A 24,172-nucleotide genomic window follows, 5' to 3' on the forward strand; every position below is an offset into this window, starting at 1 on the left:
TTCTACACTGCCCACAATCTGGGGACCGGGGGGCAATGGATGAATCGCAATGAACTTCGCAAGGCCGACATCAACCTGATGGTGGTGTTCGAAACCTTGATGCTCGAACGCAACGTGACCCGGGCCGCCGAGAAGCTGTTTCTCGGCCAGCCGACCATCAGTTCGGCGCTCAATCGCCTGCGCACCATGCTCAACGATCCGCTGTTCATCCGCGTCGGCCACCGCATGGAACCGACGGCCCGCGCCGAAGACATCTATCGCCATCTCAAACCCGCGCTGGACTCGTTGTCGGTGGCGTTGAGCCTGACCCGTGATTTCGATCCCGCCGTCAGTACCATGACCTTTCGCATCGGTCTGTCGGATGATGTCGAATTCGGTCTGTTGCCGCCGCTGTTGCGCGCCTTGCGCCAGGAAGCACCGAACGTGGTGTTCGTGGTACAGCACGTCGATTACTGGCGGATTCCCGATCTGCTGGCCGCTGGCGATATCACCGTCGGCATCAGTCAGACCCGTGGCCTGCCCGCCAATGCCAAGCGCAAACTGCTGCGGCATATCCAGCCGAGCATCCTGCGCGCCGACAAGTCCGACACGCCGCTGACCCTCGATGAATATTGCGCACGCCCCCATGTGCTGGTTTCTCACACCGCCAATGTCAGTGGTTATGCCGATGAGTGGCTGGCGGACATCGGTCGCACCCGTCAGGTGGTGCTGTCGGTGCCGCAGTACAGTTCGTTGCCGGCGCTGCTGGCCGGCACCGACCTGATCGCCAGCCTGCCAGACTACGCCGCCGAAGCCATGGCTGCCTCGGGCCTGCTGTTCAAGGAACCGTTCCCGTTCAAGACCCCGACCCTCGACCTGTCGATGGTCTGGCTCAGCCATGTCGACAGTGACCCGGCCGAGCGCTGGCTGCGTTCGCGGCTGGAGCAATTCATGAGTGAGAGACCGCACACGCCGTTCTGACTTGCCGACCCGTTGTCCGGCTGCTTTGCTGAGTACACCTGAATTCGGCGGAGCCCCTCCCATGAGCATTTCCCGTGGTTTGCTGCGTGGGCGCGGCAGTCTCGACAGTGGCAAGGTCGGCATGGTCGAGCTGTTTTTCGACCTGGTGTTCGTGTTCGCCGTGACTCAGTTGTCCCACACGCTGCTCGCGCACCTGTCGATCGAGGGCGCGGTACACGTGGCGCTGCTGATGGTCGCCGTGTGGTGGGTGTGGATCTTCACGTCCTGGATCACCAACTGGCTCGACCCGGAAAAGCTGCCGGTGCGCCTCGGGCTGTTCGGCCTGATGATCGCCGGTCTGCTGCTCTCTTCTTCGATCCCCAAGGCGTTCACCGAGCGCGGTCTGATGTTCGCGGCCGCGTTCGTGTTCATGCAGGTCGGGCGCACGCTGTTCGCGATCTGGGCGGTTCGCGGGGAGTCATTGAACATGACCCGCAACTTTCAGCGCATCCTCGCGTGGCTGACGTTGTCCGGGGTGTTCTGGATCGGCGGAGCGTTTGTCGAAGGCGAACAGCGGCTGTTCTGCTGGGCGCTGGCACTGCTGATCGAACTGATTTCGCCGTCGCTGTATTTCTGGGTGCCGGGACTGGGCCGATCGTCTTTGAGTGACTGGAACGTCGAAGGCAATCACATGGCCGAGCGTTGCGCGCTGTTCGTGATCATTGCCTTGGGTGAATCGTTGCTGGTGACTGGCGCGACCTTCGCCGAGCTGACCCCGGGCCGCGATGGACTGCTGGCGTTTCTGGTGGCGGTACTGGGTAGCATCGCCATGTGGTGGGTGTACTTCGACAGCGGTGCGGAGCGCGCGCACCACCGTATCGCCCATTCCGCCGACCCCGGGCGACAGGCGCGAATCGCCTACACCTACCTGCATGTGCTGATCGTCGCCGGGGTCATCGTCAGCGCGGTGGCCGATGAACTGGTGCTGGTGCATCCGGATCATGCCAGCGACGCCGGCATCGTCGTGATCGTTGCCGGGCCGTGGTTGTTCCTGCTCGGCAATGCATTGTTCAAGTGGGTCATGGCTGACCGACCGTTTCCACCGTTATCGCATGTGGTCGGGCTGATAGCGCTCACGCTGCTGCTGCCCCTGGCATTGAATCACTGGTTTTCGGCGCTGGCGCTCGGTGCGTTGACCACGGCAGCCGTGGTGCTGGTGGCGATCTGGGAAACCCTGGCGCTGCGTCGGGCGCTACCGGTTCCCGCGTCGGAAAAAGCCGCAGGAGAGTAGGGCGGGGCTGTGTTATATGTACGACCTTTCTGCCGACTGACTGGAGTCTCCCGATGCCACACCTGCACATGGAATACACCGCCAACCTGCCGCAACTGAACGCCGACGTGGCGTTGATCCGGCTCAATAACACCCTGGTGGGTTCCGGTCAGTTCGCGGCGGAGTTCGATATCAAGAGCCGTGCGGTCAAGGTGGAAACCTTCAAGGTTGGTACCGCCATGAGCGAGCGTGCCTTTGTAGCGGTGAGGCTGGCGCTGCTCAGCGGTCGTTCCCCGGAGATCAAGAAGCAACTCTCGCAAAACCTGTTGGCGGTGCTGCAGGACCTGTGCGAATGGCCGGCCGGTGTCGAAGTGCAGTTGAGTGTGGAACTGCTCGACATCGATCGCGAGTCCTACAGCAAAGTCGCCATCGGCGTGTAAGACTCAGGCCGCCTCCAGCTCCGCGCAGGTCTTGATGACCTGCTCGCGCAGCCACAGGTTGGCGCTGTCCTGATCGACGCTGTGGCTCCACTGCATGTCGAGGGTGAACCCCGGCAGGCCGTTCGGCGCCTCACAGTGATTGAACACCGCGTCGTTGGTCAGCAAACGCTGGATCCGCCGGGGCAGGGTAAGGATGAAATCGGTGCCGGTGATCATCTTCAACGCGGCGCTGTAGCTGTTGGAACGGGCGACGATCTGGCGCTTCTGCGCCTGACGCGCCAGCCAGCCATCGACCATGTTGGTGGTGGAAGTCCAGGGCGTCGGGAACACATGCCGGCGTTCGGTGAAGGCTTGCAGGCTGAGGCGTGGCTCCAGCGGCGTGGCGCGTTTATCGAAGACGCAGACCAGGTCATCTTCCAGCAACATCCGGGATTTAAGATCGGTATGGCTGCGATGGAAGTTGGGGCCGAAACAGACCACCAGGTCGAGGCTGCCATCGCGCAGTTCTTCAGCCGGCACGTCGGTTTCGAACTTGTGCATGTTGACCATCACCGGCAGATCGTCGAAGTCGAAACGCTTCAACAGCCGCGGCAGGATCAGTTGTTCGAAGTATTCCGGTGCGCAGATGTTGAACGTCACCGGTTGCGCCATCGGGTCGAAGGTCGGGGCGCCGGCGTGGCACAGGTTGATGCTTTCGAGGATCTTCTGCACATGGCCATACATGCTGCTGGCCTTGTAGGTCGGGCGCATGCCGGTGCGGGTGTTGACGAACAATTCGTCTTCGAAACTGGTGCGCAATTTTTTCAGGCAGTAACTGACGGTGGACTGACTGACAAACAGCGCCTCCGACACATCGGTGACGCTGCTTTGCTCATACACGGCGACAAACACCATGAGATCCTGCATGTCGAGCTTTCTAAGCAAGTTACTGTTCAGCATCCGTTCTGTCTCGCTGTGCTCCTTGCGCTGAATCCGCGCAAACGTGTGCGCATGATCGTAACGGAACGATGGTCCCAGGAGAAAGCCCTGTAGGATTTTTCACGGACAGTTGTGGGACAGAAAGTTTTAGGAATACGACGTGCCGAATCAAACCTGGCAAAGATGGCCAGAAGCCTTTAGCTAGAGGGGTGAGCCCCGTGCACAACGCCCGATCAGCGAAAGTGCCGGGCGTAATGCCGAGGGTCGAAGTGCCACACGATCAACAGCATGAGCACCATGATGGCTGTCAGTGACCACCAGGCCCATTCGAAGCTGCCCAGTCGATCGCGGATCATCCCGGCCAGCAGCGGTGAAAGGCCCGCAATCAGATAGCCGGTGCCTTGCACGAAGGCGGTCAGACCACCGGCTCGCTGCGGATTGTCGAGGTGATCGAGGGAGACGATCAGGCTCATCGGGAACAACCCGCCAATCCCCAGACCCAGCAGACACGGCCAGAGCAGGCTCAAGTGTTGCGGGCTGAGGATCAAGCCGCAAAAACCGCCAATGATCAGTACCAGCAGGGCGCCCAGCACCCGGCGTCGGTCACGGCTGCGGTTGGCGATAGCGGGAACCACCAGTCCGGAAATCACCTCCATGGCCGTCAGAAAACCCAACAGCAGACCGGCGTTCTGTTCACTCCAGCCGTTTTCCACGTAGTACGGCGCGAGCCACGCCAATACGCAGGTGTAGGACGCCGTCCCCAGGCCGAAGAAGATTGCGAGCAGCCAGGCGCGGGAATGGGTGAAGAAGGTTTCTTTCTTTGCCTTGGTGGCTGTGACAGGCGCTGTGTCGTTGCCTTGCAACAACCAGAACAGCAGCGCGAGCAACGCCAGTACCGCCCAGATCGCCAGACCTGCCCGCCAACTGCCGGTGTCGAGCATCACCCGTGGCGCAAAGGAGGCGGCCAGCGCGGCGCCGCCCATGATCGAGGTGACATACAGCCCCATGCACAGCGACACGTTGTCGGCAAAGCGCGATTTGATCAGGGCTGGCATCAACGCCTGAATCAGCGCGATGCCGATCCCCGCGAGTACGGCGCTGACGATCAGTTGCGCCGCCGAGTCGAGAAACAGCCGCGACAGGGTTGCCAGGCCGATGATCAGCAACGACAGCACCACCGTGCGCCGTTCGCCCAGACGCTGGCTGATGCCGATCCCGAAAAACATCGCCAGCCCCATCGCCATCACCGGCAGCATGGTCAGCAGCGAGGCGAGACTGAAGCTCAACGGTATGTCGCCGCGAATCGCCGACAGCAAAGGCCCGACGGCGGCCATCGACGGGCGCAGGTTAAGGGCGACAAGGACGATACCGAGCATCAGCCAGACGGCGGGGCGGGCAGTGGCGCGAACGTTTTCCATCTTCAGACCTTTGAATCAGAGGCTGTCGATTAGGCCGGTGTGGTGCGGGGGGCGGCAAATCAGAAAATCCCGAGGGGTATTTAAAAAGTCGATACGTCTCCCGAGCCCTCTGTGCAAGCCGGCGGCGATTTTTTACTGAATCAGGCCTGACGAATTTTCAAGTTTCATGGTTATTTCATGAGCTAACTAATCGTTGGCTTCTTTTTCACAAAATATTGATGGTTTTCTGCGTAGAGTTTTTGTCGCCTTAGTCAATGAAATTTTCACAATTGGCGACGGCGCTTCTTTTCAGGAAATCGCCTCTTCATCATGTTCAAGTTAAAAGCCGTGCGCCCGGAATGGGTGACGTTGTTTGCCAGCGCCTTTCTTTTGGCCGGATTCAATTTCGTACTCTGGGAACACCTTTTCGAGATCACCGCGGCCGACGGCAAGGGCATCGCCATGCGCATTGCGTTCGGGGTGATGATCTTCGCGGCGTACAACATCGTGCTGACGTTTCTGAGCTTTCGCCCGGTATTGAAACCGGTGTTGACGGTACTGTTTCTGATCAGTGCCGGCGTGGCTTATTTCATGAGCCAATATGGCGTGATGATAGACGCCGGCATGTTTCGCAACTTCGCTGAAACCAATGCCACGGAAGTTCGCGATCTACTGTCGTTGAAGTTGTTCGCTTATATCGTGTTCCTGGGTGTCTTGCCGTCCTGGTTATTGTGGAAGTTGCCCGTCAACTATCGTCGCTGGCACCGAGAGTTATTAAGCAAAGTTGTGGTGTGTGCAGCATCGGTCGCCGTCATTGGCGGTGTGGCACTGGCCAACTATCAGGGTCTGTCCTCGCTGTTTCGTAACCACCATGAATTGCGCCTGATGCTGGTGCCGAGCAATTACATCGGCGCGTCGGCCGGCTATCTGCGTGAACAGGTGGTTTCCGCCCAGCAACCGTTCATCAAGATCGGCGAAGACGCCCAGCGCAACCCGGCGCTGCAAAACCGTCCGCGCAAGTCGCTGACCGTGCTGGTGGTGGGCGAAAGTGCCCGGGCAGAGAACTTCGGCATCCTCGGTTACGGACGTGATACGACGCCGAAACTGGACAAGGAAGCCGGTTTGATCGCCTTCACCGACGTGCATTCCTGCGGCACTGAAACGGCCGTGTCGGTGCCGTGCATGTTCTCCAACATGGGCCGCAAGGATTACGACGCCAGCAAGGCGAAGAATCAAGAAGGGCTGCTGGACGTGCTCAAGCGCGCCGGCATCGACGTGATCTGGCGCGACAACCAGTCAGGCTGCAAAGGCACCTGCGATCGCGTCACCCTGCAGGACGTGAGCAATCTGAAAGATCCGGCGTTGTGCGCCAACAGCGAATGCCGCGACGAAATCCTTCTGCAAGGCCTGCAGAGCTTCATCGATCACCTGGACAAGGACACCGTGCTGGTCCTGCATCAGATGGGCAGCCACGGGCCGGAATACTTCAAGCGTTATCCGAAGGAATACGAACACTTCACCCCGGTGTGTGAAAGCAACGCACTGAACAATTGCAGCCGCGACAGCATCGTCAACGGTTACGACAACACGCTGGTGTACACCGACCATGTGCTGTCGAGCCTGATCGATGTCTTGCGCAGTAATCAGGAAAAAGTCGATACCGCCATGCTGTATCTTTCCGATCACGGCGAGTCGCTGGGCGAGTACAACCTGTTCCTGCACGGCACGCCTTACATGCTGGCGCCGGAACAACAGAAACATGTGGCGATGCTGGCCTGGTTCTCCGACAGCTATCAGAAGTCCTACTCGGTCGACACCCATTGCCTGCAATTGAGCCGCAACAAACCGTTGAGTCAGGACAACCTGTTCCATTCGATGCTCGGTTTGCTGGAAGTGCAGAGCAAGGTCTATCAGCACGATCTGGACATGTTTGCCGGTTGCCGCGGTGCGGTCATCGACGGGGTTCTGGCCAAGGACTGAGCCTGCGGAATCTTTCTGTAAGACTATTCTTGCTATCCAGCAGGAGATTTCATCAAAGCACTTGCCCTGCGGAGGCGCAGAAAGCGCCGGTGGCGATATATACTGCGCGCCATTCTTGAAGGGAGAGCCGTGTGGCCATCGATATTCACTGGATTCGCGACAACGATAGCCTCGCGCAGTTTTGCGCCGAGTGGCAGCAGCTGCCTTTCGTTGCCCTCGACACCGAATTCATGCGGGTCGACACCTTCTACCCGATTGCCGGCCTGTTGCAGGTCGGCGACGGCAAACGCGCCTATCTGATCGACCCGCTGACCATTGACGCCTGGCAACCGCTGGCGGCGTTGCTGGAAAACCCGGCGGTGCTCAAAGTCCTGCACGCGTGCAGCGAAGACCTCGAAGTCCTGCTGCGCCTGACCGGCAGCCTGCCGGCGCCACTGTTCGACACGCAACTGGCCGCCGCCTACCTGAACCTCGGGTTCTCGATGGGTTACTCGCGTCTGGTGCAGGAAGTGCTCGGCATCGAACTGCCGAAGGGCGAAACCCGTTCCGACTGGTTGCAGCGTCCGTTGTCCGACACGCAAATCAGCTATGCCGCTGAAGATGCCGTGCATCTGGCGGAGGTTTTCGTACAACTGCGTCCGAAACTGTCCGACGACAAATACGCCTGGGTGCTGGAGGACGGCGCCGAACTGGTCGCCAACCTGCGCCGTGAGACCGATCCGTACGAGGTGTATCGCGAGGCGAAGCTGGCGTGGAAACTGTCCCGCGCCCAACTCGCCGTTTTGCGCGAGCTGTGCGCCTGGCGTGAGCGCGAGGCCCGTGCCCGCAATCTGCCGCGCAACCGCATCGTCCGTGAGCATTCGTTGTGGCCGTTGGCGCGCACGCAACCGGACAACCTCAGCGCGCTGGGCAAGATCGAAGACATGCACCCGCGTACCGTGCGTCAGGACGGCGAGTTTCTGCTTGATCTGATCAAGCGCTCTGGCAGTGTGGGGCCAGATCAATGGCCGCCAGCCGTGCCGGAGCCGCTGCCGATCGAAGCCGCTGCGCTGATCAAACAGCTGCGGGCGCTCGGTCAGGCCGAAGCTGAACGCCTGAGCATCGCGCCGGAACTGATGCTGCGCAAGAAAACCCTCGAAGCGCTGGTCAAAAGCGGCTTCCCCGAGGGGCCTTACCAATTGCCTGATTCGCTGCGTGGCTGGCGCCGCGAATTGATGGGCCAGATGCTGCTCGACAGCCTGGCCACCGCCGGAGAACAGCCTTGAAACGTATTTGCTCGATTTACCAAAGTTCGAAACGCAGCGGCATGTACCTTTACGTGCTCAAGAGCGATGCGCTGGAGCGTGTGCCGGAAGCCTTGATGTTGGCGTTCGGCAAGGCCAGGCACTCCTTCGATCTGGTGCTGACCCCCGAGCGCAAGCTGGCCAGTGAAGACATCGTCGTCGTGCTGGAAAACCTCGACAAGCAGGGTTACCACCTGCAAATGCCGCCGGCCGAGGACGAGTACATCGAACACTTGCCCGAAGAGTTGCTGCGACGCAACGACCCGGTCTGACCTGCGAGGCCCTGTCCTGGGCCTCCTGTAATCCCTGGAACTGTTTTTACGGCGACGACCGCCACGAAGTGGGCGGCCGTCTGCACGGTTTGCGAAAGGTTTGAACATGCGCGTTCTGATTGCTGAACACGACCACGCGATATATGCCCGACTGCTGCGTCAGGCGGCCCCGGAGCTTGAAGTGCTGACCAGCGGCGACTCTGCCGAGCTGGCTCGCCAGGCAGTCGATTGCCCGGTGTGGCTCGGTCAGCCGGATCTGTTGGCGACTCTGCTGCGTCAGGGCCATCAGCCACAATGGCTGCAATCGACCTGGGCCGGCATCACGCCGCTCTTGGCCGACGGCCTGCGCCGGGATTACCGCTTGACCCGGGCGGTCGGCATTTTCGGTCAGGTGATGGCCGAGTACGTGCTGACCTACATGCTCGGTCACGAGCGCGAAGTGCTGGCCCGGCTGGTCAGCCAGGTCGAGCGCAAGTGGGACAGTCGCACCGGCCAGAGTCTGGTCGGGCGCAAGGTGCTGATCGTCGGCACCGGTGACATCGGCCAGAGCGTGGCGCAGTTTCTGCTGCCGTTCGGCGTCGAGTTGTACGGCATCGCCAGCAGCGCTCGCGAACAGGCGCCGTTTGTCGAAGTCGGTTCGATGGCGGATCTGCCACGGCTGGTGGGCGAGGTGGATTACGTGGTCAATCTGCTGCCCAACACCGAGCACACCCACGACATCTACGACGCGGCGCTGTTCAAGCAATTCAAGCCGACCGGGTTGTTCATCAACGCCGGGCGCGGTGTGGCCGTCGTCGATGCGGATCTGGTCGAAGCGTTGAAGGAAGGCCATCTGGCCGGCGCGGTGATCGACGTCTGCCGCCAGGAGCCGTTGCCACAACGTCATCCGTTCTGGACCGCGTGGGGCCTGCTGTTGACCGGGCACAGCTCGGCACCGACATCGCCGCCGATGATGGTGCAGTTGTTTCTGGATAACTTGCGGGCGTATCAGGCGGGCGAAGCGTTGCGTGGGGAAGTGGATTTCGCACGCGGTTACTGAGTTCAGAGATCGTTCCCACGTTGCGTGGGAACGATCAAGCAGTGTGGCTTAAAGGGTGAAATCCCCTTCAGCCGCCAGCTCGCTCAGCGGACGACGCGGGCTCGGTGTTTCTCGCGCTTGCAGGTAATCCGCCAGGGTTGCCTTGTCACCCAGCTTGCCTACCGCAACAGCGGCGTGCAGCGCATAACCTTCCGGAATGTTCAGCTCCTTGCGGGTCAGCTCCTGATCGAAGCCGGCCATGCCGTGGGTGTGCCAGCCGCTCAGGCTCGCTTGCAGCGCCAGGTGGCCCCACGCGGAACCGGTGTCGAAGGTGTGCCACAGCGCTGGCGTTTCTTCGGTCGCGCCCGGTGCGGTGAAGGTGGTTTTCGAAATCACGATCACCAGCGCCGAGGCGTGCTGCGCCCAGCTGCGGTTGAATTCGTTGAGCAGGCCCAGGTAACGCTCCCAGTTCGGCGTGTCGCGACGGGCGTAGAGGAAACGCCACGGCTGCGAGTTGTACGCCGATGGCGCCCAGCGCGCGGCTTCGAAGAAGCTCAGCAGGGTTTCCTCGGAAATCGCTTCGCCGGTGAAGGCGCGGGGCGACCAGCGATCGGTGAACTGCGGGTGAATGGCGTATTCGGCAACGCGAGGGTTGGCACTCATCGAGAGATTCCTTGCTACGTTTGAGGATAGGTTTGAAGCAAAACCCGGCGGGATCAGTTGGGCTGAACGATGGGGGCTGTATCTGAAGCCGTGCAGTTCACCGGAATGCAACGCGGTCGAGCGTTAATGGCACCCAGCCAAGGCTTCTTGAGACTGGCAAAGCTACTTGGCCGCGCAAAAACTGACAAGCCCCGCACAACCGGCAGTCGCCAGCGCTTGGCCCACGGGGCCTTGGGCACTAGACTGGCGGCCTTTTCACCACCTGATGTAGATGCTTGAGCCATGGCCGCCAAAGTCGAACCGTTCTGGATACGCAAAACCCTCGATCAACTGGATCACGAGGAATGGGAATCGCTGTGCGACGGATGTGGCCTGTGCTGCCTGCAGAAGCTCGAGGATGAAGAAGACAACAGCGTCTACTACACGCGCATCGCCTGCAAACTGCTGGACCTGAAAACCTGCCAGTGCAGCGATTACCCGAACCGCATCAAGTTTGTCCCGGACTGCATCCAGCTCACCCCGGGCCAGGCCGAAGAGTTCAAATGGCTGCCGCCGACCTGCGGTTATCGGCTGGTCAGCGAGGGCAAGGATCTTCCGTTGTGGCACCACCTGGTCTGCGGTGATCGCGACGCCGTGCACCACGAACGGATTTCCCAGTCCGGGCGCATGCTCGCCGAAGGCAGCGTGCCGGAAGACGATTGGGAAGATCACCTGATTTTCCGGGCCGGCTAAGTTCTGAGGGGCTAAGTTCTGAGGAGTTAAGTTCTGAGGAGTAAGCCCCGCCGAGGATTCAAGTTTCAACAAGGAGTGTGTATGGCTGTGGGATTGCGCCGGACGCTGATCGTCGGACTGCTGATGCTGAGCGCGCCGGTGTGGGCGGCGAAGAAGGTCGATCTGGATTACCACGTGCGTCTGTTGCCGCAAAGCGATCAGGCGGAAGTGCGCCTGACCCTTGCCAAAGGCGAAGCCGTGCGCAGTCTGGATTTCGACCTCGGCGACGGCAGCCACTACAGCGACTTCAAGGCCGACGGCCAATGGCAATTGACGCCGGGCCAGCAGGCGCGCGGCATATGGCGCCCGACGGCGGACAAGGCCAGCCTGACCTACCGCGTACGCATCAGCCACGGCCGCAAGAACGGCAGCTTCGACACGCGCATGACCCCGACCTGGGCGTTGATGCGCGGCGATGAACTGGTGCCGCCAGCCAGGCTCGATCAGCAGGACGGCATCGAACTGGTCTCGCGCCTGCACTTCGATCTGCCCGACGGCTGGAAAAGCGTCGAAACCGCCTGGCCGCGCATCGGCAAGAACAAATTCCGCATCGACAATCCATCCCGTCTGTTCGACCGGCCCACTGGCTGGATGCTCGCCGGGCACCTCGGCAGCCGCCGCACGCGGCTGGGGGAAACCGAAGTGACGGTGGCTTCGCCGCAGGGGCAGGGCATGCGCCGGATGGACGTGCTGACATTGCTGACGTTTGTCTGGCCGCAGGTGCAAGCGGTTTTTCCCCGCCATCCGACCAAACTGCTGATCGTCGGTGCCAACGACCCGATGTGGCGCGGCAGCCTGGCGGCGCGGGAGTCGATCTACCTCAACACGCGGTTGCCGCTGGTCAGCGAAAGCGGCAGCAGCCCCTTGGTCCGCGAGCTGGCGCAGGTGTTCGGACGGATCAACGACGAGCAGCGCAGTGACTGGATTAAGGAAGGTTTCGCCGAGTATTACGCCGTCGAACTGGTGCGCCGCGCCGGGGGCATGAGCGACGAGCGTTATCAGGCATTGCAGGTAAAACTGGCCAAGGACAGCCAAAAGGTCAGCACGCTGCGTGGCGAGCAGATCAGCTCGGCGCAGGTGTCCAAAGCGGTTCTGCTGTTACAGGAACTGGATCGCGAAATCCGTCTGAAGACCCGCAACAAACGGTCGCTGGACGATGTGCTGCGCGGGGCGATGCATCTGGGGACGGTGGATACCAAGGCGTTTGTACAACTCGCCGAGAGTGTCATCGGCGAGTCGTCCAAGGTGCTTGATAGCGGTTTGCTTCAGTAGCGATCAGACCCCGGCCTTCGGCGACTTCACCGAATCATTGCCGGTCACGGTAGCGGTTTTGGTCGCCGCTTCGGCATTGGCTTTCAGCTTGCTCAGCTCTTCACCGGCCCGCTCGATCTTTGTGCGCACGTGGTTCATGTCCTGACGGCTTTTCTCCAGCAGGCTTTTCACCGAACTGTGCCCGGTGATGCCACGGGCCATGGCCACGCCGCCAATCGCCACCTGAATCAAACCGAACACGCCGCCACGGCGCAGGCCCTTGCCGACCATGATCACGCCGCCGGCCAGCGAGCCGATGCGCTCCCAGCCTTCGACGTTCTGCTCGGAACGGGTCTGGAACGGGGTGGATTCGATACGCTCGACGCGTTTGAGCTCGGTCATGATCTTTCTCCAGGCATTGAGTAATGGATAAACAAGCTGACTGCGTGGGCGGTCAGCTCGTTCCATCGGATGTGCGGCGGTTCAGCGGAATTTCGGCCCGGAACGGGTGTTCAAGCCTTTGGCCATGCGGTCGTAAAGCACGACGTTGACTGTGGCGGCGAGGTTCATGCAACCGGTGGTCGGGATGTACACGACGTCTTCGCACCAGTCGCGGATCTCTTGATCCAGCGAGCCGTCTTCGGGACCGAAGATGTACAGGGCGCGATCCGGGTGAGTGTATTCCGGCAGCGGGCGGGCGCCGTCGACCAGTTCCACGGCGACCGGTACGCAATTGAGCGGCAGGATCTTTTTCAGGTCGTCGATGCCGATCAGCGGGATGTCGTAGTGCACGCGCTTGGTGTCGGTGACGAAATCGGCGGCGCGCTCATAGCGCTTGCCGGTGTAGAACACGGTCGACACGCCGTAACAGCCTGCGGCGCGCATCACCGAACCGACGTTTTCCGGTGATTTGGGGTTATACAAACCAATGCAGCTGTACCGTTTGTCTGCCACGAGCGGGGTGCCTTCGGGAAAAAGAGGGCGATTATACGGGGATTGGGGGAGGGCGGGCAGATTCAGGATCTGCGGTGACCGATGTGATCGTTCCCACGCACTGCGTGGGAAGGATCATGGCTGGTTCAGTCTTCTTTCTTCATCAACCCGGCCAGCGCCGCAAACGGGTTGTGCGTGGCCTTGGCGATTTTCGGCGTGCTCAGCGAGCCTTCGCCGAAGTACTGCTGGTCGGTGTAGCGCGAGTGTTCGTTGTCGTGGCAGTACAGGCACAGCAGTTCCCAGTTGGAACCGTCCTGCGGGTTGTTGTCGTGGTTGTGGTCGCGGTGATGCACGGTCAGCTCGCTCAGGCGCTTGCCGGAAAACTCACGGGCGCAGCGGCCGCACACATGCGGGTACATCTTCAGGGCCTTGTCACGGTAGCCCATTTCCTTGTCGCGCTGGTTGTCGGCGAGGATGCGATCCAGCTTCGAAGTGTTGGTCGGGGTGGACGAACTCATGGGTTCACCTTTGTAGAAAGACTAAATGACGGTTATGACGCAAGTTTAGCTCAGCCCTTGAGCTTCTCGGCAATCCAGATCGTGTGGCGGGTGCCCTTGTTGCCGTGGGCGAAGACCTGCACTTCCTCGGCCTTGAAACCGGCCTTCTTCAATTTGTCGGAAAACTGCCGGTCGGCGCTGGCCGACCACACCGCCAGCACGCCTTTGGGCCGCATCGCCTTGGCGCAAGCGGCCAGGCCAGCGGCGGAATACAGCCAGCTGTTGGCCTTCTGGGTCAGGCCTTCGGGACCGTTGTCGACGTCGAGCATGATCGCGTCGAAACCGTTCGGCTCGCTTTGCAGGACCTTGGCCACGTCTTCCTGACGGATCACGGTGCGTGGGTCGAGCAGCGGGCGCCCGGACTTTTCACCGAGCGGGCCACGGTTCCACTCGACTACACCAGGCACCAGTTCGGCGACCACCACTTCGGCGGTCTTGCCCAGATGTTTGAGCGCCGAGGCGAGGGTGAAGCCCATGCCCAGGCCGCCGATCAGCACGCGCGAGTTCGGTCGGCCGGCAACCTTGCGGCACGGGATCTCGGCCAGTGCGTCTTCGGAACCGTGCATGCGGGTGTTCATCAATTGCCCGCCGTCGCCGCCCTGGATCTTGATGACAAAGTCCTCGCCATACTCGAACAGGCACAGGGCTCCGCCGTTGTCAGGGATCGGCGTGGTGTCGAGCAGAACGAAACGTTTCATGGAAATCTCTAAAGAGGGGAAGGCAAGCAGGCGCGTTGGGAGTAGCCTGAACGCAGACTTCAGGCCAACGGAGCCCTTGATGAAGCGCACCATTCTAACGGTCATTACCCTGGCCGCGCTCTCGATAACTGCAGTGCAGGCCCAACAGACGATTCCCGTCAGCCCGACGCCGCAACCGGGTTCGCCCGGCACCGCGACGCCAACCCCGTATCCGCAGATCAGCCCGGTACCGATTCCCAAGACTGGTTCCGGCAGTGGCGGGCCACCGCTGGTGCCGATCGAGATGCCCAGCCCGCCGTCCAAGGATCAGCCATTGCCGGGCCTCGAACAGAACGACGGCAAGAGCAAATCCCCCGGCGGCTAGATCTGTTGCGCCGCCAGTTGGCCGTCGGCCATGCGCAGGCGTTTGGACAGGGAGACGGCGAGGGCGCGGATGATCTTGGCGGCGATTTTCGGCGCGTCGTTGAGCATTTTTTCCAGTGAATCCTTGCCGAGGTTGAGCAACTGACAGTTGCTCGCCGCCACGCAAGTCGCTGAGCGGCGTTCGCCATCCAGCACCGCCATTTCGCCGAATGCGCGACCGCTGCGCAGGGTGGCCATGGTCACGACCTGGCCGTCGCTGCCGGTTTTCTGCACGGCCACCTGGCCGGTGTGGATGATGCACATGAAACTGCCGGCGTCGCCTTCGCGAAAGATCGCTTCGCCTTCAGCCACGGTGCTGATGCTGAAGTAGCCCGATGCGGCGGCGAAATCCGCCAGTTGCAATTGATCGAACAGGCCGCAGTCCATCAGCCAGTCGCGGATTTCGTTGTTCAGCAGGGTTGGTTCTGACATGTCGTGCGGTCTTTTTGTTGTGTCGGTTTGCAGGCTCGCGAGCGGGCGCCGAGTTGATTATCGGCGCCCGGCGTCGGGAATTAAGACCTGACTGACCGGCGGAGTTCCTCAGGCGATACCCAGAACCTTGAAAACAAATGCATATTCGAGGGCTACGTCACGTAATCCCTGATAACGCCCGCTCATGCCGCCGTGGCCGGCGCCCAGTTCAGTCTTGAGCAGCAACGGATTGTCGTCGGTCTTGGTCGCGCGCAATTTCGCCACCCACTTGGCCGCTTCCCAGTACTGCACGCGGCTGTCGTTGTAGCCGGCGATCACCAGGGTGGCGGGATAAGCCTGCGCGGTAACGTTTTCGTACGGCGCGTAGGCCTTGATCCGCTCGTAGACGTCCGGCTCTTCGGGGTTGCCCCACTCGTCGTATTCGGTGACGGTCAGTGGCAGATCCGGATCGAGCATGGTGTTGAGCACATCGACGAACGGCACTTCGGCAATCGCCACGCCGAACAGCTCCGGACGCTGATTGAGCACCGCACCGATCAGCAAACCGCCGGCGCTGCCGCCGCTGATTGCCAGTTGCTGCGCGGTGGTGATGCCGTTGAGGATCAGGAACTCGGCGCAGGCAATGAAGTCGCTGAAGGTGTTGTGCTTGTGTTCCTGCTTGCCGGCGCGATACCAGGCTTCGCCCAGTTCACCGCCGCCGCGCACGTGGGCGATGGCGAACGCCATGCCACGATCCAGCAGACTCAGGCGTGCATGGGAGAACCAAGGGTCGAGGCTCGAACCGTAGGCACCGTAACCGTACAGGTACAGCGGCACCGGTTTGCCGACCATTTCCCGCTTCATCACCAGGCTGATCGGTACCAGCGTGCCGTCCGGTGCGCTGGCCCACAGGCGTTGGCTGACGTAGGCGTCGGCGTCGAACGGACCGAGTACCGGGGTTTCCTTGAGCACCTCCTGCGCGCCGTTGGCGAGGATCAGTTGCCGAACCTGAGCCGGACGATTCAACGCCTCGTAGCGCAGGCGGATACGGTCGCTTTCGAATTCCAGGCTGTTTTGCACATAGAGGCTGTAGGCCGCGTCCGGCAATTGCACGCGATAAGGCGCCAGACCGTGTGGGCGAACTTCGATGATCGGCAAACCGCCTTCGCGCAGGCTCAGGGTCAGGGCTTCGGCGTTGAGGGTCACGCCATCGAGCATCACCGAATCGCTGTGGGGAATCAGGTTCTGCCAGTCGGCTTCGCTCGGCGCGATGCCGGTGTCCGGCGCCTGATACAGGGCGAAGTTGATGCCGTCGCGGTTGGTGCGGATGAACCAGGTCCATTCGCCGTCGAGTTTGCCGTGGTCGACGTCGTATTCGTGATCCTCGACCCGAGGCGCCAGGCAAGCGAAGGGCAGGTGCGGCTGATTGGCGTCCAGCGCCCAGACTTCGCTGGTGGTCTTGCTGCCCAGGGACAGCAGCAATTGCTGCTCGGAGCTGGCGCGGTAGCAATGCAGGAAGAAACGCCCGTCCGGCTCATGGAACACCTCTTCGGCGGCAGTGCCGTCGAGGCGGTAGCGGAACAGTTTGTGCGGACGATGGGTGTCGTCGAGCTCGCCGAAGAACAACGTCAGGCTGTCGTTGGCCCAGGTCATGCTGCCGTCGCAGTCCTGGAATTCCAGTTCACTGACACGCTCGCTGGACAGTTCCTTCACGAACAGCGTGTAAATCTCGTCGCCCGAGGCATCGACGCTGTAGGCCAGACGCTGGTGATCCGGGCTGATGCTGAACGCGCCGAGGGAGAAAAAGCCGCCATTGGCCAAGGCGTTCGGGTCAAGCAGCAACTGTTCGCGGCTTTCGTCGAGGGTCAGGCTGTCGTCGGCCGGACGCGGGCAGCGGTAGTGGCGGGGGTATTCGTCACCCGCAGTGGTGCGCGTGTAATACAGATAAGGGCCCCATGGCGACGGCAGGGACAGGTCGGTTTCGAGAATCCGGCCCTTGATCTCTTCGAACAGGGTTTCGCGCAGTCCGGCCTGATCGGCGGTCTGCGCCTGCTGGTAGTCGTTTTCGGCCTTGAGGTAGTCGAGCACCGCGTCGGTGTCGCGTTCCTGCAGCCAGGCATACGGGTCGTGACCGGCATCCTTGCGGGCAATCGGGGCGCTGGTGACGTTGGCGGATACGGGCATGGAGGGCTCTCGAACATGACAAATGAGGACCGCACGGACGGCGGGGAAGCCTGATGTGCGAAAAGTCGTTACTATAAGCGCCTCTTTGCCTGCCTTGCCATGGACACCATGACCGAGAACGACTATCTGATCGCCTGGGGCCTCTACGCTTTTGCCGCCGTGGGCTGCCTGTTGGTGTGGATGCGCATGACCCGCTGGATGTGGCGCTGGCTGCGCGAGCCGCTGCGTGTGCTGATGGCGGTGCTGCTGTTCAGCCCGACCATCATCGACCCGGTGAAGGAAAAATTCGCCCCGTCCATCGCCATCACGGCGCTGGATCTGGCGTTCAAGGTGGGCAACAACGCCTTTCGTGCGATTTCCGAATTGCTCATGTACGCCATGATCGCGTTCGGCCTGTACCTGATTTTCGTGCTGATCCGCTTCCCGATCGAACGCGCTTCGAAGGCTCGCAAGGAACAGGCCGAGGCCGCCCGCGCTGCCGTCCGTGCCGACGACGAACGTGACGGCGATCAACCGTTCGGCGCCGCCGGCGATGATCGTTATGGCCGTCCACCGCTGCCGAACAATCCGCAGCGCATGCGCGTCGAGCCGCGTCTGTAATCACGAGAGTCCGCACATGTGTGAACTATTGGGCATGAGCGCCAACGTGCCGACCGACATCGTGTTCAGCTTCACCGGGCTGATGCAGCGCGGCGGTCGTACCGGCCCGCACCGTGACGGTTGGGGCATCGCGTTCTATGAAGGTCGCGGGCTGCGGTTGTTCCAGGACCCGGCGGCCAGCTGCGAGTCGGAAGTCGCCAATCTGGTGCAGCGTTATCCGATCAAGAGCGAAGTGGTCATCGGCCATATCCGCCAGGCCAACGTCGGCAAGGTCTGCCTGTCCAACACTCACCCGTTCGTCCGCGAACTGTGGGGGCGCAACTGGTGCTTCGCGCACAATGGCCAGCTCGCCGATTTCACCCCGATCAAGAGTTTCTACCGCCCGGTCGGCGATACCGACAGCGAAGCGGCGTTCTGCGATTTGCTCAACCGTGTACGTGCAGCGTTTCCGGAACCGGTCGATATAGAAGTGCTGCTGCCGGATCTGGTCGCCGCTTGCGCCGAATACCGCAGCAAAGGCGTGTTCAATTGCCTGCTCAGCGACGGCGACTGGCTGTTCTGCTATTGCTCGACCAAGCTTGCGCAGATCACCCGTCGCGCACCGTTCGGCCCGGCGCGGCTCAAGGACGTCGATGTGATTGTCGACTTCCAGGCCGAAACCACGCCCAACGACGTGGTCACGGTGATTGCCACCGAACCCTTGACTGAAAATGAAACCTGGACCCGCTACGAACCGGGCCAATGGAGCCTGTGGCGACGCGGCGAATGCGTCAGCCAAGGCACGACCGAATAAAGGATCTCTCCCCGATGTTGCTCAGTTATCTACGGCTGGTGTTGTTTGCGGCGGGCCTGTTGATCGGTGTCCAGGTGCCGGGATTCATCAATGACTACGCCAAACGGGTCGAAGCGCATCTGATCGAGGCGCAGACCGGTCTGCGCGGCTTCCAGGGCACTGCCGAGCAGTTTTTCAAAGGTGATATTCAGGCGCTGGTCGCTCATTATCGCGCCAGTGAAGACCCTGTGTTTCGCACCGATGCCGACAGCCTGAGCATTTTGCTCGCGCGTCAGACCGCACTGGATAAGCAGTTCCAGGCCATGCAGGGCCCGTGGTACATCCGTGTGCTGCAAGTGGCGCTGGCCGCTGATCCGGACATCCGCAAGGAGACCTGGAACGGCTACAGCTATCAGATTCTGCTGACGCCTGAGGCGATGATCTGGGGCATGAGTGGCGCGTTGTTGCTGTCGTTCGGCCTCGAATGCCTGTTCCGTCTGATCGACTGGGTGGTGCTGGGCGGCAAGCGCCTGCGCCAGAGCCGGCCGATCGAAGACCGGGATGTGCGCGGGCTGTAAGCTTCGATGCATCGTTCCCACGCCGTGGGAACGATCAACTCAGAACGATGTAATCCGTGCCGACCTTGCGCGTATACCCCTCCAGCACCTGCTGACACAACGTCACAATCTCTTCGACCCATTCCACACCGACCCGCCACGACACTACCACTTGTAGATCGGGTGGCCGTTGATCGATGTCGAGCAGGGTCAGTTCGCCTCGCGCCAGTTCCTCGGCCACCAGCACCGGAGGCAGTGCGCCAATACCGAAGCCATCACGCAACAACCGGGTGATCGCCGACACCGAATTCACACAGTTCAACCGTGGCGCCAGCACGCCCTGGGCCTGCATCAGCGCCAGAATGTCCTGATGTGGCCGGGAGTTTTTCGAGTAGGTGATGATCCGTTCCTGCGCCAAGTCGGCGAGGCTTTGGTAGTTGCGGTTGTAGATCGAATTGCTGGCGACGATCCAGCCGATGGGGTGACTGGCCAGTTCCAGGCTGCGCACGCTTTCATGGCGTACCAGATCGGTTTGCAGGATCAGATCGAGAAAGCCTTTTTGCAGCTGATCGCAGAGATTCAGCGACGTATCCGCCACCAGCTCGATTTCCACCCGTGGATACAGATCGGTCATCTGCGCCACCAGCGGGCTGAGCCAGGTGTGAATCACCGTGTCCATCACCCCGATGCGTACCCGGCCGACCTTGCTCGATCGGGTTTCGATCGACTGCTTCAGCGCCTGCATCGTGTCGAGCATCTGCTCGGCGTATTCCAGCACTTTCAGGCCTTCGGGGGTCAGGCTGACGCCGCGTGAGTCGCGCAGAAACAGCTTCACCCCAAGCTCGCCCTCGAGCACCGCGATCCGGCTGGAGATCGAAGCCTGGGTGGTGAACAGCTTGTCAGCGGTCAGGCGAAAACTCTTCAGCCGGGCGACCCAGACAAAGGTCTCGAGAAACTTCAGGTTCATGGCAACAAATTTTTCTTATGTCTTGGGCGGGTTTTTATTCGTTGGACGCGACCGGGTGACGCACCCAAAAATCGACGCATCCGGTCCCACGATAGGCGTCGTCGGGGCTACGAACAAGACCAATAATAATTGCGGAGATTTGCCATGAGTGCTCCCGACACCCTCCCTTTGTCAAAGGCCACGGCCCGTCCCGGACCGTTCGACTGGTATCGCAACATCAATCAGCAGGAGCGTCGCACCTTCTGGAGTTGCAAGATCGGCTACGGTCTGGACGGCATGGACACCCAGATGCTCAGCTTCGTGGTGCCGACCCTGATTGCGATGTGGGGCATCACCACGGGTCAGGCCGGGTTGATTCACACCAGCACGTTGATCGCCTCGGCCATCGGCGGCTGGGTAGCGGGGATTCTCTCCGACCGCATCGGCCGCGTGCGCACCCTGCAACTGACGGTGTTGTGGTTCGCCTTCTTCACCTTCCTCTGCGGCTTCGCCCAGAACTACGAGCAATTGCTGATCGCCCGCACCCTGATGGGCTTCGGTTTCGGCGGCGAATGGACCGCCGGCGCAGTGCTGATCGGTGAAGTGATTCGGGCCAAGGATCGCGGCAAGGCAGTGGGCATGGTGCAATCCGGCTGGGCGTTGGGCTGGGGCCTGACGGCCATTCTGTATGCGCTGCTGTTCTCGGTGCTGCCGCCGGAAGATGCCTGGCGCGCATTGTTCATCCTCGGCATCGTGCCGGCGGTGTTCGTGATTTTCGTCCGCCGTCTGGTGAAAGATCCGGAGATCTACCGCGAAGCCAAGGCCAGGCAAACTCCGGAAAGCCCGTCGAAGTTTTACGAGATCTTCGCTCCCGGCATGCTCTTCACCACGATCCGTGCTTCGTTGCTGACTACTGGTGCCCTTGGCGGTTACTACGCGATCACCTCCTGGCTGCCGACTTTTCTGAAGAACGAACGCGGCTTGAGCGTACTCGGCACTGGCGGTTATCTGGCGATGGTGATCGTCGGTTCCTACGTCGGTTACGTGATCAGCGCTTATTTGACCGATCTGCTGGGGCGCAAGAAGAACTTCATCCTGTTCGCGGTCGGCTCGTTCACCATCGTTCTGCTCTACACCCAGTTGCCGGTCAGCAATGGCGTGATGCTGTGGCTGGGTTTCCCGCTGGGCTTCTTCGCCTCGGGGATTTTCAGCGGCATGGGCGCGTTTCTCACCGAGCTGTTCCCTACGCGGATTCGCGGTTCGGGGCAGGGCTTTTGCTACAACATCGGCCGGGCGCTGGCGGCATTGTTCCCGCTGCTGATCGGGCTGCTCAGCCAGAAGGTGCCGCTGAGTGTAGGCATCGGTGCCTTTGCGGCAGTGTCCTACGGCGTGGTGATTCTTGCGGCATTGAGCCTGCCGGAAACCCGTGGCAAGCAACTGGACGCGCAGTAACTGATAACCTGCGACAACTGTCCTACAGCATAAAAAGATAACAGCTACAGGAGTGTTCACCGTGAGCCGCCTGCTATTGAACTGTGACATCGGCGAGAGCTTCGGCAACTGGACCATGGGTCTGGACGCGGAGGTCATGCCCTTCATCGATTGCGCCAACATTGCCTGCGGTTTCCACGCCGGCGACCCGAGCATCATGCGCAAGACCGTCAGCCTGGCCCTGAGCCACGGCGTGCAGATCGGCGCGCATCCGGCCTATCAGGATCTGGTGGGTTTCGGCCGGCGTTCCATGGCGTACACCGCCCAGGAACTGCAAGACATCCTGCATTACCAGATCGGCGCCCTCGACGGCATTTGCCGTGCCCAGGGTGGCAAAGTCAGTTACGTCAAACCCCACGGCGCAATGTACAACGACATGATGGCCAATCCGGCGCAGTTGCGGGCGGTGATTCAGGCCGTCGCGGCTTACGACCGGACGTTGCCGCTGATGCTGATGGCAACCCGCGACAACACCGCGGCGCAACAGTTTGGCGACGAATACGGTGTAACCCTGTGGTTCGAAGCCTTCGCTGACCGCGCCTACGACAGCGCCGGCCGACTGGTCTCGCGGCAACTGCCGGGGGCGGTGCATCACGACGCCGAAACCATCATCGGGCAAGCACTGACCATCGCCCGGGGCGACAGCCTCACCGCTAGCGACGGCAGCGCGCTGCACCTGCAAGCCAACACCTTGTGCGTACACGGCGACAACGCCAGTTCGGTTGCGGCCGTGCAACGCATTCTTCAGGCCTTGAACGAGCAGAGCGCGCCATGAATCCGCGGGTGGAAGTGGTGGCACTGGATTGCCTGATGCTGCGCCTGTTCGATGAAATCGCCGAAGCCAACATGCCGTGGATGCTCGCCGCCAGCGAGCGGCTGCGCGCGGTGTTCGGCGAGCATCTGATCGATCTGGTGCCGTCGTACACCACATTGATGGTGCATTACGATCTGACCGAATTGAATCCGAGTCAGGCTCGGGATTTGATTGCCGAAGCCTTGGTCGACCTTTCGCCCAATGCGCGAACCGGCGGCCAGTGTCACGTGCTGCCGGTGTGGTACGACTTGAGTGTCGGCCCGGAACTGAGCCTGCTGTCGCAGCGCAGTGGTTTGTCGGTGGAAGAAGTGATCCGCCGTCACAGTGCGCGTGAATATCAGGTGTTCGCCCTGGGTTTTGCACCGGGGTTTGCCTTCATGGGGCTGGTGGAAGAAGTGCTGGCAGCACCGCGTCTGAATACGCCGCGCAAGAAAGTCGCCGCCGGCAGCGTCGGCATCGCCGAGCGGCAGACAGCGGCGTATCCGGTGGTGTCTCCCGGCGGCTGGAACCTGATCGGTCGCACGCCGGCAAAACTGTTCGACCGTGAACGCGAGGGCTACAGCCTGATGCAGCCCGGCGATACCGTGCGTTTCGAAGTAGTGAGCCACGCCGAATTCATCCGTCTCGGCGGTGACGACACGCCTCTGGAGGCACTGGCATGAGCCGACTGACAATTGAAGCGAGCACACCGCTGTGTCTGTTGCAGGACGCCGGACGATTCGGCGTGCGGCATCTGGGCGTGACCCAGGGCGGCGCGGCGGACTGGCGGTCGATGGCCTGGGCCAACTGGCTGCTGGGTAATGGCCTGGATTTGCCGGTGATCGAAATCACCCTCGGCGGGTTTGCGGTGGTGGCTGAGGAGGACTGTCTGCTGGCGTTGGCCGGTGCCGATCTGGGCGCGCGGATTGACGGTGAAACGTTGGCGCCGTGGCGCAGTTTCAAACTGCGCAAAGGGCAGACCTTGAAGTTCCCCCAGCCGTTGTTGGGGGCTCGGGCCTATCTGGCGGCGCCCGGTGGTTTCACTGCGCCGAAAGTGTTGGGCAGCAGTGCCACGGTGGTGCGCGAAGAGCTCGGCGGCCTCGATGGTTTTGGCTTGCCGCTGGCCAAGGGTGCTTCGCTGAGTTATCAGGGCGAAACACTGTTGGTGCGTGAGGTTTCGGCACAGCATCGGCCGGATCTGCGCCTCGACGCGCCGCTCGATCTGGTGCTTGGCGCGCAGATCGGTCAGTTCAGCGGGCAGAGCCTGTTCGATGCATTCAACAGTGCCTGGACGCTGGACAGCCGTGCCGATCGCATGGGCATTCGTCTGTTGGGGACGGCGTTGCAGTATCAGGGCCAGCCAATGATTTCCGAGGGCATTCCGCTGGGCGCGGTGCAGGTGCCGCCGGACGGGCAGCCGATCGTGTTGCTCAATGATCGGCAGACCATTGGCGGGTATCCGCGATTGGGAGCGTTGACGCCGTTGGCGCTGGCACGCCTGGCGCAGTGTCTGCCGGGGGCGAAGGTCAGGTTGCGCCCGGTGGTGCAGGACGTCGCACACCGGGAGCATGTCGAGTATCTGAAGCGTTTTTGATCGTTTCCCCCGCCGCTGGCGGGGGAGTGATC

General features: G+C 61.4%; 27 protein-coding genes. 17 read left to right on the forward strand and 10 right to left on the reverse strand.

The features are described 5' to 3' along the window. Positions 1-39 precede the first annotated feature (39 nt). The 3 genes from AC1RMX_RS11245 (at position 40) to AC1RMX_RS11255 (ending at position 2,649) form a co-directional block, all read left to right on the forward strand. A complete protein-coding gene (locus AC1RMX_RS11245) occupies positions 40-960 on the forward strand; it encodes a LysR family transcriptional regulator (RefSeq protein WP_493071876.1) in 921 nt (306 codons plus the stop codon). Between the two features lie 61 nt (positions 961-1,021). After that, entirely contained in the window at positions 1,022-2,230 is a 1,209-nt protein-coding gene (locus tag AC1RMX_RS11250) for a low temperature requirement protein A (protein ID WP_102622216.1), read from the forward strand. Between the two features lie 53 nt (positions 2,231-2,283). Continuing rightward, positions 2,284-2,649, forward strand: a complete 366-nt coding sequence (locus AC1RMX_RS11255; RefSeq protein ID WP_192553054.1) for a 5-carboxymethyl-2-hydroxymuconate Delta-isomerase — start codon at positions 2,284-2,286, stop codon at positions 2,647-2,649. A gap of 3 nt (positions 2,650-2,652) precedes the next feature. On the opposite strand, the gene AC1RMX_RS11260 is transcribed toward AC1RMX_RS11255, so the two are convergent. Together AC1RMX_RS11260 and AC1RMX_RS11265 are read right to left on the reverse strand one after the other, a co-directional pair. After that, positions 2,653-3,588 carry a LysR family transcriptional regulator gene (locus AC1RMX_RS11260; RefSeq protein ID WP_096819391.1) on the reverse strand — a complete coding sequence of 312 codons (936 nt, stop codon included), beginning with the start codon at positions 3,586-3,588 and terminating at the stop codon, positions 2,653-2,655. A gap of 212 nt (positions 3,589-3,800) precedes the next feature. Next, a complete protein-coding gene (locus AC1RMX_RS11265) occupies positions 3,801-4,985 on the reverse strand; it encodes a cyanate transporter (RefSeq protein ID WP_493071878.1) in 1,185 nt (394 codons plus the stop codon). A gap of 309 nt (positions 4,986-5,294) precedes the next feature. On the opposite strand from AC1RMX_RS11265, the gene AC1RMX_RS11270 reads away from it, so the two are divergent. The 4 genes from AC1RMX_RS11270 (at position 5,295) to AC1RMX_RS11285 (ending at position 9,538) form a co-directional block, all read left to right on the forward strand. Beyond that, the gene (locus AC1RMX_RS11270) at positions 5,295-6,944 is read left to right on the forward strand and encodes a phosphoethanolamine transferase (RefSeq protein ID WP_096819389.1); all 1,650 of its coding nucleotides are present in this window, start codon (positions 5,295-5,297) and stop codon (positions 6,942-6,944) included. 131 nt (positions 6,945-7,075) lie between these two features. Then, entirely contained in the window at positions 7,076-8,209 is a 1,134-nt protein-coding gene (gene rnd / locus AC1RMX_RS11275; RefSeq protein WP_096819388.1) for a ribonuclease D, read from the forward strand. After that, positions 8,206-8,499, forward strand: coding sequence for a YcgL domain-containing protein (locus AC1RMX_RS11280; protein ID WP_096819387.1), 294 nt, complete (start codon positions 8,206-8,208; stop codon positions 8,497-8,499). Before rnd ends, AC1RMX_RS11280 begins: the two co-directional genes overlap by 4 nt. 106 nt (positions 8,500-8,605) lie before the next feature. After that, on the forward strand, positions 8,606-9,538 hold the full coding sequence (locus AC1RMX_RS11285; RefSeq protein WP_102622219.1) for a D-2-hydroxyacid dehydrogenase: 933 nt from the start codon (positions 8,606-8,608) through the stop codon (positions 9,536-9,538). Between the two features lie 48 nt (positions 9,539-9,586). On the opposite strand, the gene AC1RMX_RS11290 is transcribed toward AC1RMX_RS11285, so the two are convergent. After that, positions 9,587-10,180 (reverse strand): nitroreductase family protein, encoded by a 594-nt coding sequence (locus AC1RMX_RS11290; protein WP_085605592.1) that lies wholly within the window; start codon positions 10,178-10,180, stop codon positions 9,587-9,589. Between the two features lie 282 nt (positions 10,181-10,462). Between AC1RMX_RS11290 and AC1RMX_RS11295 the strand changes: the two genes are divergently transcribed. Both AC1RMX_RS11295 and AC1RMX_RS11300 read left to right on the forward strand, forming a co-directional pair. Beyond that, positions 10,463-10,912 carry a YcgN family cysteine cluster protein gene (locus tag AC1RMX_RS11295; protein ID WP_025110643.1) on the forward strand — a complete coding sequence of 150 codons (450 nt, stop codon included), beginning with the start codon at positions 10,463-10,465 and terminating at the stop codon, positions 10,910-10,912. 81 nt (positions 10,913-10,993) lie between these two features. After that, entirely contained in the window at positions 10,994-12,223 is a 1,230-nt protein-coding gene (locus tag AC1RMX_RS11300) for a hypothetical protein (protein ID WP_493065445.1), read from the forward strand. Between the two features lie 3 nt (positions 12,224-12,226). Here the strand turns inward: AC1RMX_RS11300 and AC1RMX_RS11305 are convergent, their stop codons facing one another. The 4 genes from AC1RMX_RS11305 to AC1RMX_RS11320 form a co-directional block, all read right to left on the reverse strand. Further along, positions 12,227-12,604: a YgaP family membrane protein gene (locus AC1RMX_RS11305; RefSeq protein ID WP_493071881.1), complete on the reverse strand. Its 378-nt coding sequence runs from the start codon at positions 12,602-12,604 to the stop codon at positions 12,227-12,229. Between the two features lie 81 nt (positions 12,605-12,685). Next, the gene (locus tag AC1RMX_RS11310; RefSeq protein WP_007958066.1) at positions 12,686-13,156 is read right to left on the reverse strand and encodes an RNA methyltransferase; all 471 of its coding nucleotides are present in this window, start codon (positions 13,154-13,156) and stop codon (positions 12,686-12,688) included. Between the two features lie 125 nt (positions 13,157-13,281). Then, on the reverse strand, positions 13,282-13,653 hold the full coding sequence (locus tag AC1RMX_RS11315; RefSeq protein WP_007944009.1) for a YajD family HNH nuclease: 372 nt from the start codon (positions 13,651-13,653) through the stop codon (positions 13,282-13,284). A 50-nt stretch (positions 13,654-13,703) separates the two neighbouring features. Next, complete coding sequence (locus tag AC1RMX_RS11320; protein ID WP_493071883.1) at positions 13,704-14,390, reverse strand: spermine/spermidine synthase domain-containing protein; 687 nt, start codon at positions 14,388-14,390, stop codon at positions 13,704-13,706. Positions 14,391-14,469: 79 nt separating this feature from the next. Here AC1RMX_RS11320 and AC1RMX_RS11325 point away from each other — a divergent pair, with 79 nt between their 5' ends. Then, a complete protein-coding gene (locus AC1RMX_RS11325) occupies positions 14,470-14,754 on the forward strand; it encodes a hypothetical protein (protein ID WP_096819383.1) in 285 nt (94 codons plus the stop codon). On the opposite strand, the gene AC1RMX_RS11330 is transcribed toward AC1RMX_RS11325, so the two are convergent. Next, complete coding sequence (locus AC1RMX_RS11330) at positions 14,751-15,224, reverse strand: cyclic nucleotide-binding domain-containing protein (protein ID WP_096819382.1); 474 nt, start codon at positions 15,222-15,224, stop codon at positions 14,751-14,753. The two genes, AC1RMX_RS11325 and AC1RMX_RS11330, sit on opposite strands and share 4 nt — an antisense overlap. A 108-nt stretch (positions 15,225-15,332) precedes the next feature. Next, on the reverse strand, positions 15,333-17,387 hold the full coding sequence (locus AC1RMX_RS11335; protein WP_493071885.1) for a S9 family peptidase: 2,055 nt from the start codon (positions 17,385-17,387) through the stop codon (positions 15,333-15,335). 99 nt (positions 17,388-17,486) lie between these two features. Between AC1RMX_RS11335 and AC1RMX_RS11340 the strand changes: the two genes are divergently transcribed. The 3 genes from AC1RMX_RS11340 to AC1RMX_RS11350 are packed head-to-tail and all read left to right on the forward strand — an operon-like array spanning position 17,487 to position 19,337. Continuing rightward, positions 17,487-17,987 (forward strand): MFS transporter, encoded by a 501-nt coding sequence (locus AC1RMX_RS11340; protein WP_493071887.1) that lies wholly within the window; start codon positions 17,487-17,489, stop codon positions 17,985-17,987. A gap of 16 nt (positions 17,988-18,003) precedes the next feature. Then, positions 18,004-18,780, forward strand: coding sequence for a class II glutamine amidotransferase (locus AC1RMX_RS11345; protein WP_003222625.1), 777 nt, complete (start codon positions 18,004-18,006; stop codon positions 18,778-18,780). A gap of 14 nt (positions 18,781-18,794) precedes the next feature. After that, complete coding sequence (locus AC1RMX_RS11350) at positions 18,795-19,337, forward strand: DUF2937 family protein (RefSeq protein ID WP_493071889.1); 543 nt, start codon at positions 18,795-18,797, stop codon at positions 19,335-19,337. Between the two features lie 34 nt (positions 19,338-19,371). Here the strand turns inward: AC1RMX_RS11350 and AC1RMX_RS11355 are convergent, their stop codons facing one another. After that, the gene (locus AC1RMX_RS11355; RefSeq protein WP_493071891.1) at positions 19,372-20,283 is read right to left on the reverse strand and encodes a LysR family transcriptional regulator; all 912 of its coding nucleotides are present in this window, start codon (positions 20,281-20,283) and stop codon (positions 19,372-19,374) included. Positions 20,284-20,427: 144 nt separating this feature from the next. Here AC1RMX_RS11355 and AC1RMX_RS11360 point away from each other — a divergent pair, with 144 nt between their 5' ends. The 4 genes from AC1RMX_RS11360 to AC1RMX_RS11375 all read left to right on the forward strand — a co-directional run bounded on the left by AC1RMX_RS11360 (position 20,428) and on the right by AC1RMX_RS11375 (position 24,140). Next, positions 20,428-21,714: an MFS transporter gene (locus tag AC1RMX_RS11360; RefSeq protein WP_096819377.1), complete on the forward strand. Its 1,287-nt coding sequence runs from the start codon at positions 20,428-20,430 to the stop codon at positions 21,712-21,714. A gap of 61 nt (positions 21,715-21,775) precedes the next feature. Further along, the gene (locus tag AC1RMX_RS11365; RefSeq protein WP_493071893.1) at positions 21,776-22,528 is read left to right on the forward strand and encodes a 5-oxoprolinase subunit PxpA; all 753 of its coding nucleotides are present in this window, start codon (positions 21,776-21,778) and stop codon (positions 22,526-22,528) included. After that, positions 22,525-23,229 carry a 5-oxoprolinase subunit PxpB gene (pxpB, locus tag AC1RMX_RS11370; protein WP_493071895.1) on the forward strand — a complete coding sequence of 235 codons (705 nt, stop codon included), beginning with the start codon at positions 22,525-22,527 and terminating at the stop codon, positions 23,227-23,229. The genes AC1RMX_RS11365 and pxpB overlap by 4 nt, the downstream gene beginning before the upstream one ends. Continuing rightward, positions 23,226-24,140, forward strand: coding sequence for a 5-oxoprolinase subunit C family protein (locus AC1RMX_RS11375; RefSeq protein WP_493071897.1), 915 nt, complete (start codon positions 23,226-23,228; stop codon positions 24,138-24,140). The genes pxpB and AC1RMX_RS11375 overlap by 4 nt, the downstream gene beginning before the upstream one ends. Positions 24,141-24,172 lie beyond the last annotated feature (32 nt).

It is taken from the genome of Pseudomonas sp. GW822-FHT03F04, from assembly GCF_058801405.1.